The 14,536-nt window shown below is 70.6% G+C and carries 11 protein-coding genes; all 11 read left to right on the top strand.

The window, feature by feature from the left end; all coding sequences use genetic code 11:
* Positions 1-51 precede the first annotated feature (51 nt).
* The 11 genes from rsmH to TPAU_RS13225 are packed head-to-tail and all read left to right on the top strand — an operon-like array spanning position 52 to position 14,422.
* Complete coding sequence (rsmH, locus tag TPAU_RS13275) at positions 52-1,047, top strand: 16S rRNA (cytosine(1402)-N(4))-methyltransferase RsmH (RefSeq protein WP_013127271.1); 996 nt, start codon at positions 52-54, stop codon at positions 1,045-1,047.
* Positions 1,044-1,928, top strand: a complete 885-nt coding sequence (gene ftsL / locus TPAU_RS21965; protein ID WP_013127270.1) for a cell division protein FtsL — start codon at positions 1,044-1,046, stop codon at positions 1,926-1,928. Before rsmH ends, ftsL begins: the two co-directional genes overlap by 4 nt.
* Positions 1,925-3,889, top strand: a complete 1,965-nt coding sequence (locus TPAU_RS13265; RefSeq protein WP_013127269.1) for a peptidoglycan D,D-transpeptidase FtsI family protein — start codon at positions 1,925-1,927, stop codon at positions 3,887-3,889. The genes ftsL and TPAU_RS13265 overlap by 4 nt, the downstream gene beginning before the upstream one ends.
* Positions 3,890-3,913: 24 nt before the next feature.
* The gene (locus tag TPAU_RS13260; protein WP_013127268.1) at positions 3,914-5,482 is read left to right on the top strand and encodes a UDP-N-acetylmuramoyl-L-alanyl-D-glutamate--2,6-diaminopimelate ligase; all 1,569 of its coding nucleotides are present in this window, start codon (positions 3,914-3,916) and stop codon (positions 5,480-5,482) included.
* Positions 5,479-7,011 carry a UDP-N-acetylmuramoyl-tripeptide--D-alanyl-D-alanine ligase gene (locus tag TPAU_RS13255; protein WP_013127267.1) on the top strand — a complete coding sequence of 511 codons (1,533 nt, stop codon included), beginning with the start codon at positions 5,479-5,481 and terminating at the stop codon, positions 7,009-7,011. The genes TPAU_RS13260 and TPAU_RS13255 overlap by 4 nt, the downstream gene beginning before the upstream one ends.
* Positions 7,008-8,087, top strand: a complete 1,080-nt coding sequence (mraY, locus tag TPAU_RS13250; protein WP_013127266.1) for a phospho-N-acetylmuramoyl-pentapeptide-transferase — start codon at positions 7,008-7,010, stop codon at positions 8,085-8,087. The genes TPAU_RS13255 and mraY overlap by 4 nt, the downstream gene beginning before the upstream one ends.
* Positions 8,088-9,548 (top strand): UDP-N-acetylmuramoyl-L-alanine--D-glutamate ligase, encoded by a 1,461-nt coding sequence (gene murD, locus TPAU_RS13245; RefSeq protein ID WP_013127265.1) that lies wholly within the window; start codon positions 8,088-8,090, stop codon positions 9,546-9,548.
* Positions 9,545-11,164, top strand: coding sequence for a putative lipid II flippase FtsW (gene ftsW, locus TPAU_RS13240; RefSeq protein WP_013127264.1), 1,620 nt, complete (start codon positions 9,545-9,547; stop codon positions 11,162-11,164). The genes murD and ftsW overlap by 4 nt, the downstream gene beginning before the upstream one ends.
* Positions 11,158-12,240: an undecaprenyldiphospho-muramoylpentapeptide beta-N-acetylglucosaminyltransferase gene (gene murG, locus TPAU_RS13235; RefSeq protein ID WP_013127263.1), complete on the top strand. Its 1,083-nt coding sequence runs from the start codon at positions 11,158-11,160 to the stop codon at positions 12,238-12,240. The genes ftsW and murG overlap by 7 nt, the downstream gene beginning before the upstream one ends.
* Positions 12,237-13,724 carry a UDP-N-acetylmuramate--L-alanine ligase gene (gene murC, locus TPAU_RS13230; protein ID WP_013127262.1) on the top strand — a complete coding sequence of 496 codons (1,488 nt, stop codon included), beginning with the start codon at positions 12,237-12,239 and terminating at the stop codon, positions 13,722-13,724. The genes murG and murC overlap by 4 nt, the downstream gene beginning before the upstream one ends.
* Complete coding sequence (locus tag TPAU_RS13225) at positions 13,721-14,422, top strand: cell division protein FtsQ/DivIB (RefSeq protein WP_013127261.1); 702 nt, start codon at positions 13,721-13,723, stop codon at positions 14,420-14,422. The genes murC and TPAU_RS13225 overlap by 4 nt, the downstream gene beginning before the upstream one ends.
* Positions 14,423-14,536: the final 114 nt, after the last annotated feature.

The following is a 14,536-nucleotide window of genomic DNA, read 5'->3' as shown; positions in this document are numbered from 1 at the left end:
GCACCACGACCGCCCACGTATCCGCATGTCCGCACGTGCCCTGGAGGAGCCATGCCCGAACCCGGTGAGGACTACGGTCACGTCCCGGTTTTGGCGACCCGGGTTCGCGAACTACTCGCCCCGGCGCTCGCCCACGACGGTGCGATCTACGTGGACGCCACCCTCGGCGCCGGCGGTCACTCGGAGCTGATCCTCGACACCTTCCCGAATGCTCGCGTGATCGGACTCGACCGGGACACCGACGCCCACGACATCGCCGGCGCACGGCTGGCGCGCTTCGGCGGCCGATTCACCGCGGTGCACACCCGTTACGACGCAATCGCAGCCGCCCTCGATGATCTCGGCATCGAGACGGTCGATGCGATCCTGTTCGACCTCGGCGTCTCCTCCATGCAGCTCGACCGCGCCGAGCGCGGCTTCGCCTATTCCGTCGACGCCCCGCTGGACATGCGGATGAACGCCGACGATCCGCTCACCGCCGCCGACGTCCTCAACACCTACAGCCACGGCGATCTGGCCCGGATCCTGCAGCGCTACGGCGACGAGCGGTTCGCCGGCAAGATCGCCTCGGCCGTGCTCAAGGAGCGTGAGAGGGAGCCCTTCACCACCAGCGGCCGCCTCGTCGAGCTGCTGTACGCCACGATCCCCGCTCCTGCCCGGCGCACCGGAGGCCATCCCGCCAAGCGCACGTTCCAGGCACTGCGAATCGAGGTCAACGCCGAGCTCGCCTCGCTGGAATCGGCGGTGCCGCAAGCCCTCGACGTGCTCGCTCCCGAGGGGCGCATCGTCTTCCTCAGCTACCAGTCGCTCGAGGACCGGATCGTCAAGGCCGAGCTCGCCGCACGAACCCGCTCGACCACACCCGCCGGGCTGCCGATGGACCTGCCCGGCACCGGAGCCACCTTCGAACTCCTCACCCGCGGCGCCGAACGCGCCACCGACGAGGAGATCGCCGAGAACCAGCGGGCCGCACCGGTCCGGATGCGGGCAGCCCGCCGGCTGGCCACCGATACCCAGACGCACCGTCGAACCAGGAGCGCGCGATGACCGCACCGAACGCCACCCACGCCCCGGGCGCGCCCACCCGTGCCCGGCGTGCACCGGGCCGCCGCGATGACCGCGATACCTCGCGTCCCCGTTCGAGTTCCGCACAGCGGGCCCTCGCTCGCAGGCAGAAGCGGTTGGACGCCGAGCAGGCCGTCGTCGCCGCGGGTGGCACCGTCCGCGAGACCTCCGCCGAACGTGCGCTGCGCCGGCACCGCGAAGGCCCCGCACCCGCGCTCCTCACGCGGTTGCCGAAGGCGCCCGCCGCCCTCGCCCGCCGCGTTCCGTTCGTGCTCACCGTGATCGGGCTCGTCGGCGCCGGACTCGTTCTCACGCTGTGGCTCTCGACCGGCAGCGCCGAGAACTCCTACGACCTCAGCCGCCGCGAAGCGGTCAACGACACTCTCGCAGAGAAGAAGGCCGCGCTCGAGCGCGACGTCAAGGCGGGGGAGAGCGCGCCCGGCCTCGCCGAGCGGGCCACCGAGTTGGGCATGGTGCCCGCAGGTACCCTCCCGGTTCTGGTGACGGCACCGGATGGCAAGGTGACTCTGGTCGGAAAGCCCGCTCCCGCCACCGGGTCTCCGAAGCCCGCGCTGAACCCGCCGGCACCGTCGAACGGACAGGACAACCAGACCGGTACCGCCGGATCCGGCGCGCCGAGTACCGCGAATCCCGGAGCGGGCCAGGGCGGCGGTGAACAATTGGTCACCATGAACTCCGGCACCCCGATGGTGGCGAACACCGCACCGACCCCGGGATCGACGCCGAGTCCCACACCCGCGCCGACCGCTCAGGCGCCCACTGCGCAATCTCCTGCGGCGCAAGCACCGCCGCAGGCTCCCGCCACCCAGACTCCTGCACCCGCCGCCGGAGGCGCGCGATGACCCGCGCCCAGCGCCCGCAGACGAAGTCGCGCCCCACCCAGCGCACCGGGCCGCGGTCGCCCGCGCCGCGTTCGGCGGCACCGAACCGCGCGCCCGCGTCGGCGCGTGCCCGCGTCAAAGGCGGCCGGCAACCCGAGGTCTCGACGTCCTTCCTGCACCGCAGCCGGTTCTCCGGCTGGGTGATCGTCGCGATCTTCTCGGTGATCGCGGTGTGGCTGGGCGTGGTCCAGTTCATCCAGGCTCCCGACCTCTCGGCCAAGGCGGCGAGCCAGCGTCAGGTCAAGGAGATGCTGCCGGCGACCCGCGGTGCCGTCGTCGACCGGACCGGTCAGCCGATCGCCTTCACCATGGAGGCGAAGTCGCTCACCTTCCAGCCGGTGGTCGAGCGCAAGAAGATCCAGGAGCAGTACGACAAGGACGTCAAGGCGAAGAACGACGGGGAGAACGTCACCCCCGTGAGCGTCGACGACCGACTCCAGCAGATCGCCAAGAAAATCGTCTCCGTCCTGGGCGACGCCGTCTCCGAGCAGAAACTGTTGGAGCAGTTGCGCGGCAACGACACCTTCGTCTACCTCGCCCGCGGTGTCGACCCGGCCAAGGCCTCCGCGATCACCGACGACTTCAAGGAAGTCGGCGCCGAGCGACAGTCGATCCGGCACTACCCCGGTGGTTCGCTGGCCGCGAATCTGGTCGGTTCCACCGGCTGGGACAACCGCGGACTGATGGGAATGGAGTTCTCGCTCGACTCCATCCTGGCCGGCACCGACGGCAGCCGGATCTACGACCGCGGTTCCGACGGGGCCGTGATCCCCGGCAGCACGCGCGAGGTGCACCCGGCGGTCGATGGCGCGAAGGTCACGCTCACCATCGACAACGACGTGCAGTTCTTCGTGCAGCAGGCCGTCCAGGACGCGCGTCAGAAGTCCGGCGCCAAGAACGTGCAGGCCGTGGTGCTCGACGCCAAGACCGGCCAGGTGATCTCGATGGCCAACGACAGCACCTTCAACCCGGCGATCGGCGTGAACAACAACCCGAAGTCGGCGCGCACCGGCAACCTGCCTGTGAGCACCCCGTTCGAGCCCGGATCGGTGAACAAGTTGATCACCGCCGTCGCCGCGATCGAGAACGGTAAGACCAAGCCCGATGAGGTACTCCAGGTGCCCGGCTCCATCCGGATGTCCGGCGTCACCGTCAAGGACGCCTGGGCGCACGGCACCGAGCCGTACACCACCACGGGCGTCTTCGGAAAGTCGTCGAACGTCGGCACCCTGATGCTGGCGCAGCGGGTCGGCGAGGACGCGTTCGCCGACTACGTCGACAAGTTCGGCCTCGGCAAGGCCACCGGCGTCGGACTGCCCGGGGAATCCGGCGGTGAGGTCCCGGCCCGCAACCAGTGGTCCGGAGGCACCTTCGCCAACCTCCCGATCGGTCAGGGCCTGTCGATGACCCTGCTCCAGATGACCGGTATGTACCAGGCTCTGGCCAACGACGGGGTGCGGGTGCCGCCGCGCATCATCAAGTCGGTCGACGGTGCCGCCGACCCGGCGCCCGCCGGCGAGCCGGTTCGCGTGATGAGCCCGGAGACCGCGCGCACCGTCCTCGACATGTTCCGCGCCGCGCTGCAGCGCGACCCGATGGGCTACCAGCAGGGCACCGGTCCCGGCGGTGCCGTCGACGGCTGGCAGATCAGCGGCAAGACCGGTACCGCGCAGCAGGTCGACCCGGCCACCAAGGCCTACTCGAACTCGATGTACAACATCACGTTCGCCGGCGTCGCACCGTCGAACGATCCGCGGTTCGTGATCGGCCTCATGATGGACGCCCCGGTGCGCAGTTCCGACGGCACCGGCGGCCAGTCCGCGGCGCCGCTGTTCCACGACATCGCCGCGTTCCTGCTGCAGAAGAACGGTGTGCCGCTCTCGCCGCCCGCGCCGAAGCTGACGCTCGTGGCCGGGAAGTAGTTAACCGGCGGGTAGGATTCATCGGTGCCCGAAACGACTCTCACGCGACCCGCCCACCCCCGCGGAGCCACGCTGACGGAGATCGCCGCGCAGGTACCGGGCGTCATCAGCGTCCCGGCGAGCAGCGACTCCGGCGAGGTCCGCTGCAGCGGGGCGACCATCCGCGCGCAGGACGCGCGGCCCGGTGACCTCTTCTGCGGCGTCCCCGGCACCTCCACGCATGGGGCTCGGTTCGCTGCGGAGGCGGTGGCCGCCGGTGCGGTCGCCGTACTCACCGACTCGGCCGGCGCGGCCGTGCTGGCCGAGGCCGGGGTCGACGTCCCGGTGCTCCTGCACGACGATCCACGGTCCGTCCTCGGCCCCGCGGCGGCCGTGATCTACGGCGCACCGTCGACGAAGATGACGCTCGTCGGGATCACCGGAACCTCCGGCAAGACCACCACCAGCTTCCTGGTCGAGGCCGCCCTCGGCGCCACGCAGGCGACCACCGGGCTGATCGGTACCGTCGGCACCCGGATCGCGGGCGTCGACGTGCCCACCTCGCTCACCACGCCCGAGGGCACCGCCCTACAGGGACTGTTCGCGTCGATGGTCGAGCAGGGCGTCACCTCCGCCGTGATGGAGGTGAGCTCGCACGCGCTGGCGCAGAACCGGGTGGGCGGCACCCGCTTCGCGGTCGGCGCCTTCACCAACCTCAGCCAGGACCATCTCGATTACCACCCCACGATGGAGGATTACTTCGCGGCCAAGGCCCTCCTCTTCGTCCCCGACGAGTCCGGCGACGGTCCCGTCTGCGAGCAGGCCGTGATCTGCGTCGACGACGAGTGGGGCAACCGGATGGCCGACCTGCGCCGTGATGCCGGGCTGCCGCTGGTCACCGTTGCCACCACCGGTCCCGCCGATTGGACCGCCGGCGCGGTCTCGGCGCACGCCGATGGAACCCAGCGGTTCACTCTCACCGGGCCGGGCGGTCAGAGCTTCTCGGCCACCGTCGGCCTCCCGGGCGCCTACAACGTGGCCAATGCGGCCCTCGCCCTGGTGGTCGCCCACGAGGCCGGGGTGCCCCTCGCCGATGCCGTCCGGGGGATCGGCGCGGTCGCTGTGCCGGGGCGGGTGCAACGGATCGACCGCGGTCAGGACTTCCTCGCCGTCGTCGACTACGCGCACAAGCCGGCCGCGCTCGACGCCGTGATCGCCACGCTCCGCGGTCAGACCGCAGGCCGGATCGCCGTGGTGGTCGGCGCCGGCGGCGACCGCGACCGCGGGAAGCGCCCGCTCATGGGCGAGGTCGCCGCGCGCGCCGCCGAGCTGGTGATCGTCACCGATGACAACCCCCGCACCGAAGACCCCGCCGCGATCCGCGCGGCCGTGCGCGCGGGCGCCGAGGCGGTGCCCGGCGGGGGCGAGGTGCGCGAGATCGGCGACCGTCGTGCCGCGATCACCGAGGCGGTGGACTGGGCCCGCACGGGTGATGTGGTGCTCATCGCGGGCAAGGGCCACGAGGCGGGCCAGGAGATCAACGGCGTCAAGCACCCCTTCGACGACCGCGACGAGCTCGCCGCGGCACTGGACACGCGGGGGGAGCGCGCATGATCGAGCTGACCCTGGCGCAGATCGCCGATATCGTCGGCGGCACCCTGCACGATGTGCCCGACCCGCAGGCGACGGTGACCGGCACCGTCGAATTCGACTCGCGCGAGATCGGTTCCGGCGATCTGTTCCTCGCTCTGCCCGGCGCCCGCGTCGACGGGCACGACTTCGCCGCAACGGCGATCGAGAAGGGCGCGGTCGCCGTGCTCGGTGCCCGGCCCGTGGGCGTCCCGGCGATCGTGGTGCCCGTCTCGGGCGAGACGGACAACCGGGTCATGGCCCTGGAGAGCGATACCGACGGCGCCGGCGCCGCGGTGCTCACGGCCCTGGGTGATCTGGCCGCGTACTGCACGAAGTCGCTCGCGGCGGACGGCCTGACCGTGGTCGGCGTGACCGGTTCCGCGGGCAAGACCTCCACCAAGGACCTGATCGCCGCTGTGCTCCGCCCGCTCGGCGAGACCGTCGCGCCGCCCGGCTCGTTCAACAACGAGATCGGCCACCCGTGGACCGCCCTGCGTGCCACCGCGTCGACGAAGTTCCTGGTCCTGGAGATGTCGGCCCGCGGCGAAGGACACATCGCCGCGCTGGCGAAGCTCGCGCCGCCCCGCATCGGCGTCGAGCTCAACGTGGGTACCGCGCACCTCGGGGAGTTCGGTTCCCGCGAAGCCATCGCCCGTGCCAAGGGCGAACTGGTCGAAGCACTCCCGGTGGACGGTGTGGCGGTGCTCAACGCCGACGACGCTGCGGTCGCCGCCATGGCGTCCCGAACGGCAGCGCGGGTGGTCTTCTACGGGACCGCCGAGGCGCAGGTGCGTGCGACCGACGTCGTGCTCGACGCTCACGCCCGTGCGGCCTTCACGCTGCACACCGCGGGCGGCACCGCGCCGGTGGCGCTCAAGGTGCACGGCGAACACCAGGTGCACAATGCGCTCGCGTCCGCGGCGGTCGGCCTGGAATGCGGCGCCACGACGGCGCAGGTCGCCGAGGCGCTGTCCGGCGCCGGCGCCGCATCGCCGCGCCGGATGGACGTCTTCACCACCGACGGCGGCGTCACCGTGGTCAACGACACCTACAACGCCAATCCCGATGCGATGCGGGCCGCGCTCCGCAGCCTCGTGCTCATGTCCGAGCACGACGAGGCGGGGGAGCGGCTGCCCGGCCGGGATCGCCGCCGCACCTTCGCGGTGCTCGGCGAGATGGGTGAACTGGGAGAGGAGTCGATCCTCGAACACGACCGGCTCGGGCGGTTCCTGGTGCGCCTGGACATCACCTCGACCATCTGCGTCGGTTCTTCCCGTGCGGTGCACGCCCTCTGGCAGGGCGCTGTGATGGAGGGGTCCTGGGGCAGCGAGGCGATCCGGGTGGACACCCGCGCGGAGGCCGTCGAACGGCTCCGTGCGGAGCTGCGGCCCGGCGACCTGGTTTTGGTGAAGGCCTCCAAGTCCGAGAAGATGTGGGAGGTCGCCGAGAGCCTCGGGTCGGCCGGGAATGCGGAGAACGAAGAGAACATGCAAGGGGAGTCACCGAAGTGATCCAGATCCTGTTCGCGGGCGGTATCTCGCTGGCTGTCGCGATCCTGCTCACGCCTGTGCTGATCCGGGTGTTCTCCCGCCAGGGCTTCGGCCAGGAGATCCGCGTCGAGGGTCCGCAGAGTCACCAGACCAAGCGCGGTACCCCGTCGATGGGCGGCGTCGCGATCGTGGTGGCGTTGTGGGCGGGCTACCTGGGTGCGCACGTTCTGGGCTGGAAGTCCGGACCGGGGCCCAGCGCATCGGGCCTGTTGGTGCTGGGCCTGGCCACCACGCTGGCCTTCGTCGGCTTCCTCGACGATTTCATCAAGATCCGCAAACAGCGCAACCTGGGCCTGAACAAGACCGCGAAGACGGTCGGCCAGACCATCGCCGCGCTGATCTTCGGCGTGCTCGCGCTGCAGTTCGCGAACGCCCAGGGCGTGACCCCGGCGAGCGAGCACCTGAGCTACACCCGCGATATCAACGCCATCTCCATGGGCGCGATCTTCTTCGTGATCTTCTGCTGGTTCGTGGTGTCCGCCTGGTCGAACGCGGTGAACTTCACCGACGGTTTGGACGGCCTGGCCGCGGGGTCGATGGCCATGGTTCTGGGAAGCTACGTGCTCATCACCTTCTGGCAGTACCGCTACGCCTGCGCCACCAAACCGGTGGCGGGGTGCTACGACGTACGCGACCCACTCGATCTGGCGCTCATCGCCGTCGCCGCGGGCGGTGCCTGCCTCGGCTTCCTGTGGTGGAACGCCGCACCCGCGAAGATCTTCATGGGTGACACCGGCTCGCTGATGCTCGGCGGTCTGCTCGCGGGCCTGTCGATCACCACCCGCACCGAACTGCTCGCCGTGGTTCTCGGCGCGCTGTTCGTGGCCGAGATGATCTCGGTGGTCACCCAAATCGCGGTCTTCCGCACCACGGGCCGCCGGGTGTTCCGGATGGCGCCGTTCCACCACCACTTCGAGCTCGCGGGGTGGGCCGAGACCACGGTGATCATCCGGTTCTGGTTGCTCACCGCGATCTCGTGCGGCCTCGGCCTGGTGCTGTTCTACGCCGAGTTCCTCGGCTCGGGCGCGGTCGGCTAGATGACGACGCTCCCCGGCCCCGGCGCGCACGTCCTCGTCGCGGGCGGGGGTGTCACCGGCCCGGCCGTCGCCCGGGCGCTGCTCCGGCTCGGTGCCGCCGTCACGGTCGCCGACGGTAAGCCCGTGGCGCGCGAGAAGATCGCCGCCGAGGTACCCGAGGTCGCGGTCGTCGACCTCGACGATCTCGATCCGGCCGGATACGCACTCGTGGTCGTGGCCCCCGGCTTCCGTCCCACCGCGCCGATCGTCGTCGCCGCACAGGACGCGGGCGTTCCGGTGATCGGCGATGTCGAACTGGCCTGGTGGATCGACCGGGCGGGCGCCTTCGGGGCGCCGCGGGACTGGCTCGTGGTCACCGGGACCAACGGTAAGACCACGACCACTCAGATGCTCGAGTCGATCCTGGCGCACGCGGGTCTGCCCGCGGTCGCATGCGGCAACATCGGCCGCCCGGTGATCGACGCGATCGCCGACGCCGCCGATCCCCGCGTGCTCGCCGTCGAACTCTCGTCCTTCCAACTGCACTGGGCGCCGTCGGTGCGCCCGCGCGCCGGCGTCGTCCTCAACATCGCCGAGGACCATCTTGACTGGCACGGCTCCATGGCCGCGTATACGGCCGATAAGGCGCGTGCCCTGACCGGTGATATCGCGGTCGTCGGGCTCGACGATCCGGTCGCCGCAACGCTGCCCGCGGCCACCGGGTTCACCGTCGGGGAGCCCGCGCCCGGGCAGTACGGGGTCCGCGCCGGAATGCTGATCGACGGTGCCGGATCGTCCATCGTGCCGGCAGCCCGGGTCTCGCCGCCCGGGCCCGCGGGCATCGCCGATGCGCTGGCCGCGACGGCGCTGGCGCAGGCGGTCGGTGTGACCGCTGCGCAGGCAGGGGCGGCCCTGACGCAGTTCCGGGTGGGGGCGCATCGCGCGGAGCCGGTCGCGACGGTCCGCGGCGTCACCTACATCGACGATTCCAAAGCCACCAATCCGCACGCGGCGCAGAACTCCATCGAGGCGCACGAGCGGGTGGTGTGGGTGGCCGGCGGGCAGCTCAAGGGTGCCGATATCGATCCGCTCGTCGCCCGGGTGGCGTCGCGACTGGCCGGGGCGGTGCTGCTCGGCGTCGACGCGGAGCTGATCGCGGCGGCAATGGCGCGACACGCGCCGGATGTACCGGTGGTTCGGGTGACTTCAGGCGACGATAGTCGTGTGTCTCCTGTGACTAATGATGCAAGCCGTTCCATAGGGACTTCTGTGGCTGGCGATGTGCGAGTGTCCGGCGATGCGGATGCGGTCATGACCGCCGCCGTCCATGCTGCCGCCGGTCTCGCTGATGTCGCAGGTCAGAGCCGAACTCCAGTGGTGCTGCTCGCACCCGCCGCTGCCTCGCTCGACATGTTCCGCTCCTACGGGCACCGTGGCGAGGCTTTCGCCACCGCGGCGCGCGCGCTCGGAGCGGCTTCGTGAGCCGCGCGCGCGATACCCGCGAACTGCCCGACGATCTCGAGCCCGGCGCGGTCAACGCGCCCGAAAGCACCGAGTTCGAGGTGCAGCAGGGCGAGAGCATCCCCGAGCTCGATGCCGCCGCATCCCGGCGCAGCGGCACCGCGATCGCCCGCACCGGCGCGAGCCTGCTCCGCGATACCGCGGTCAACGTGGGCACGGCGCTGCGGCGCCCGCTCGCCTCGTATCACCTGGTGCTGGGCCTGACGGCCGTGCTCACCGTGCTCGGACTGGTCATGGTGCTCTCGGCCAGCTCGGTCGAGGACATCAGCGCCACCGGCTCGCCGTACAGCAAGTTCACCAGCCAGCTCATCTACGTGGGCCTCGGCGTGGTCGCGTTCTTCGGTGCCCTGTACCTACGGCCCACGATGCTGCGCCGGCTGGCGCTGGGCTCCGTCCTGGTTTCGATCGCGCTCCTGATCGCCGTTCTCATCCCCGGGATCGGCTCGAAGGTGGGCGGTGCGCGCCGCTGGATCGATGTGGGCGGGTTCACCATCCAGCCCTCCGAGATCGCCAAGGTCGCACTCATCGTGTGGGGTGCGCACCTGCTCGCCGACCGCAGCCGACGTGGCGGTGGTCTCAAGGACCTGCTGCTCCCGCTCGGCCCGGTGGCGCTGCTGATGGCGGCGCTGGTGATCGCCGAGCCGAACCAGTCGACCGCCATGATCATTGCGGTCACGGCCGGCATGCTGCTGTTCTACGCGGGCCTGTCCTCGCGGCTGTTCCTCTCGATCGGCGTCGCCGGGATCTGCGCCGCCGTCTTCCTCGCCCTCGTCGAGGGCTATCGATCGGCGCGCCTGGCCGCGTGGCTGGGACGGTCCAACGACGCACTCGGGGTGAGTTACCAGTCGAACCAGGCGCGGTACTCGCTCGCCGACGGCGGCTTCTTCGGTGTCGGCCTGGGCAATTCGACCGCCAAATGGAGTTACCTGCCCAACGCGCACAACGACTTCATCTTCGCGATCATCGGCGAGGAGTTGGGCTACCTCGGCGCCGGTGTCGTCATACTCATGTTCGGCCTGCTCACCTGGGTGGGTCTGCGTATCGCGTGCCGCGTCGCCGATCCCTTCCTCCAGCTCATGGCCGCCACCATCACCACCCTGATCGCGTTGCAGGCCATCATCAATATGGGCTACGTGGTGGGCCTGCTCCCGGTGACCGGTATCCAGCTGCCCCTGCTCTCGGCGGGCGGCAACTCGGTGATCCTGGTGCTGTTCATGCTCGGTCTCCTGGCCGGAGCCGCCCGCCACGAACCCGAGGCCATCGCGGCTCTCGCCGGTGGTGGTAGCGGCCGCACCGGGCGCCTACTGCGGCTACCCAAGCCGCAGCCCTACGTGCCGCCCCGCGCCGCTGCTCCTCGCGCCGAGCGACGTGCTCCCGCGCGCCCGGTGGCCCCGTCGCCGTACGATCGACTTCCGTACGGAGACGCGCGCCTCGCACGCCCCCGTCGGGATGTACCGCCCACCCGGCCCCAGCGCCGCGGCGGCGAACCCTGGCGCGGCGAGCGGGCCCGTGTTCAGGATCGGCCCGCAACCGGATCGCGGCGCCGTGGAGAGGAAAAGGGTAGACGGGCGTGGTGAGTTCTTCGGTCTCGGTGGTGGTGGCCGGTGGCGGCACCGCAGGACACATCGAGCCCGCGCTGGCGGTGGCCGACGCGATTCGTGCCGCCGATCCCGAGGCCCGCGTCACCGCGCTGGGCACCCCGAAGGGACTGGAAGGAACGCTGGTGCCCGCTCGCGGCTACGAGCTCCGGATGATCCCGCCGGTTCCGCTGCCCCGCAAGCCCAATGCCGATCTCGCGAAGCTGCCGTTCCGGCTCGCCGGGACCGTACGCCGCACCCGGGCGGTGCTTCGCGATGTGGGCGCCGATGTGGTCGTCGGATTCGGCGGCTACGTGGCGCTGCCGGCCTATCTCGCCGCCCGGAGCATGGGCATCCCGATCGTGATCCATGAGGCCAACGCCAGTGCCGGCATCGCCAATAAGGTGGGCGCGCGCCTGGCCACCAAGGTCTTCGCCGCCGTCGCCGATTCCGGCGTGGCCGCGGAGGTCGTCGGCATCCCGGTGCGTACCGCGATCACGGGCCTCGATCGCGCCGCGCTGCGCGCGCAGGCCCGCGCCCACTTCGGGCTCCCCGCCGATGGTCCCGTCGTGCTCGTCTTCGGCGGTAGCCAAGGTGCAGTGCGACTCAACGAGGGCGTCGCCGGTGCCGCCCGGGATTTCGCCGACGCGGGTATCGGTGTGTTGCACGCGTACGGCCCGAAGAACAGCGTCGAGGTCGATGTCCCCGGCTACGTCGCGGTGCCCTACCTGTCGCGGATGGACTTGGCGTATGCCGCCGCGGATCTCGCGGTCTGCCGGTCCGGCGCGATGACGGTGGCCGAGGTCGCCGCCGTCGGGCTGCCCGCCGTCTACGTGCCGCTACCGATCGGCAACGGCGAGCAATCGCTCAACGCCCGACCGGTCGTGGCCGCCGACGGTGGCCTCCTCGTCGAGGATGCCGCGTTCACCGCAGCATTCGTCCGGGACACGGTGATCCCGCTCGCCGCCGACCCCGCCCGGCTGGCGGCGATGGGTGCGGCCGCCGCCGGCACCGGACATCGAGACGCCGCCGGCACCGTTGCCGCCTCGGCCCTGGACCTGGGAGGCCGACGATGAGCGACCCGACCGCGGCGCTGCCCGAACGGCTCCGGCGCGTCCACATGGTGGGCATCGGAGGCGCGGGCATGTCCGGCATCGCACGGATCCTCCTCGCCCGCGGCGGCCAGGTGTCCGGCTCCGATGCCAAGGAGTCGCGCGGCGTGGTCGCCCTGCGCGCCCGCGGAGCACAGGTCCAGGTGGGTCACAGCGCCGACGCGCTCGACCTGTTGCCCGGCGGTCCGACGGTGGTGGTCACCACCCATGCCGCCATCCCGAAGGACAACCCCGAACTGGTCGAGGCCCACCGTCGCGGTATTCCCGTCATCCTGCGGCCCGAGGTCCTCGCCGATCTCATGGAGGGCTATCGCACGCTGCTGGTCAGTGGTACGCACGGTAAGACCTCCACCACGTCGATGGCGGTCGTGGGGCTGCAGCACTGCGGCGGCAATCCGTCGTTCGCGGTGGGCGGCGAGCTCAACGAGTCGGGTACCAACGCCTTCCACGGCACCGGTGATGTCTTCGTGGCCGAAGCCGATGAGTCCGACGGTTCGCTCCTGCAGTACAGCCCGGACGTGGTGGTAGTCACCAACGTCGAGGCCGATCATCTCGACTTCTTCGGCTCCGAGGAGAAGTACGTCGCGGTCTTCGACGCGTTCACCGAGCGGATCCGCCCGGGCGGCACGCTGGTGGTGTGCCTCGACGACCCCGGTTCCGCGGCCCTGGGGCAGCGCACCCACGCCGCCCTGCGCGCCCGCGGGGTGCGAGTCTTCGGCTACGGGGAAGGCACGCACCGCGATCTGGCACCCGATGTCACGCTGATCGCGGAACTGCTCGACTACAAACCGCGGGCCGAGGGCGGCATGCTCAAGGTGCGCTTCTCCGATGAGAACCGTCAGGTCACCGAGCGGGCGATCATGCTCTCGGTTCCCGGAAAGCACATGGCGCTCAACGCCATCGCGGCGACCATCGCCGTCGTGAATCTGGGGTACCCGACCGCCAAGGTGATCGCCGGGATCGAGTCCTTCGGCGGCGTGCACCGCCGCTTCCAACTGCGTGGCACCGAGGACGGCGTGCGGGTCTTCGATGACTACGCGCACCATCCCACGGAGGTGCGCGCCGTGCTCACCGCGGCTGCCGAGATGGTCGCCAAGCAGGCCGTACCCGGCCGCGTGATCGTGGCCTTCCAGCCGCACCTGTACTCGCGTACCGAGCAGTTCGCCGCCGAGTTCGCCGAGGCGTTGAGCCTTGCCGACCATGTGGTGGCGCTCGATGTCTACGGCGCCCGCGAGGCGCCACTGCCCGGAATCACGGGGGAGCGGATCGCCGAGAAGGTGACGACGGATGTGACCTACGTGCCGAGCCAGGCCGATGTCGCGGGCACCGTGGTCGATATCGCCCGGCCGGGCGATGTGGTGATCACCATGGGCGCGGGCGACGTCACGATGCAGGGTCCGGCGATCCTGTCCGCGCTGGCGCAGCGCGGCGGTGGGGCCGCTCGGTGACTGCGCCCGCGACGCGTCGGCGGGTTCCCGGGCTGCGCCGGCTCCTGATCCTCGTTCTGGTGCTCATCGTGGCCGGTGGGGTGTTCGCCGTCGCGTATTTCACTCCGCTGATGTCGGCGCGGAACGTCTCGGTGACCGGTGCTGCGCACGTGCCCACCGAGGACGTCGAGAAGGTCGTGGCACCACTGAAAGGCACGCCGCTACTGCAGATCAGTAACGGCCGCACCCAGCAGTACGCCGCGGCGGTGGTCGGCGTGAGTCCGTGGATCGACACCGCCACCATCACCGTCTCGTATCCGTCGACCTTGGTCGTCGAGGTCACCGAGCGTGATGCCGTGGCCTATGCCGACCGGTCGGGGGTGACGCTGATCGACGCGAAGGGGGTGCCCTTCATCAAGGTCGGCGAGCCGCCGATCCTCACGCCGAAGCTCACCGTCGAGAATCCGGGTGCCGACGATCCGGACACGAAGGCGGCGATCTCCGTGCTGCAGTCGCTGCCCCAGGACATTCGAGGTCAGGTCGTGGAGATCGGGGCCGATTCGCCGGCGAACGTGCGATTCGTGTTGCGCGACAAGCGCGTCGTGTACTGGGGCGATGCCTCGCGGGCCGATGCCAAGGCCGCTGCGCTGAAAGTGGTGCTCACCCGGCCCGGTCGCGAATTCACCGTGATCGACCCGGATGTGCCGACCACACGATGACCGGATCGGTCGTTCTCGGGTGATGTGACACGGTTTTTCGCCGACACGCCCACGCGCCTGCGGGCATCGAGGGGTGCGGCCCTCTACCTTGGTTTCAGACCAGCTACTTGACAT

The sequence above is a fragment of the Tsukamurella paurometabola DSM 20162 genome (genome assembly GCF_000092225.1).
Taxonomy (GTDB): domain Bacteria; phylum Actinomycetota; class Actinomycetes; order Mycobacteriales; family Mycobacteriaceae; genus Tsukamurella; species Tsukamurella paurometabola.
This window is presented reverse-complemented; position numbering and strand designations above follow the sequence as displayed.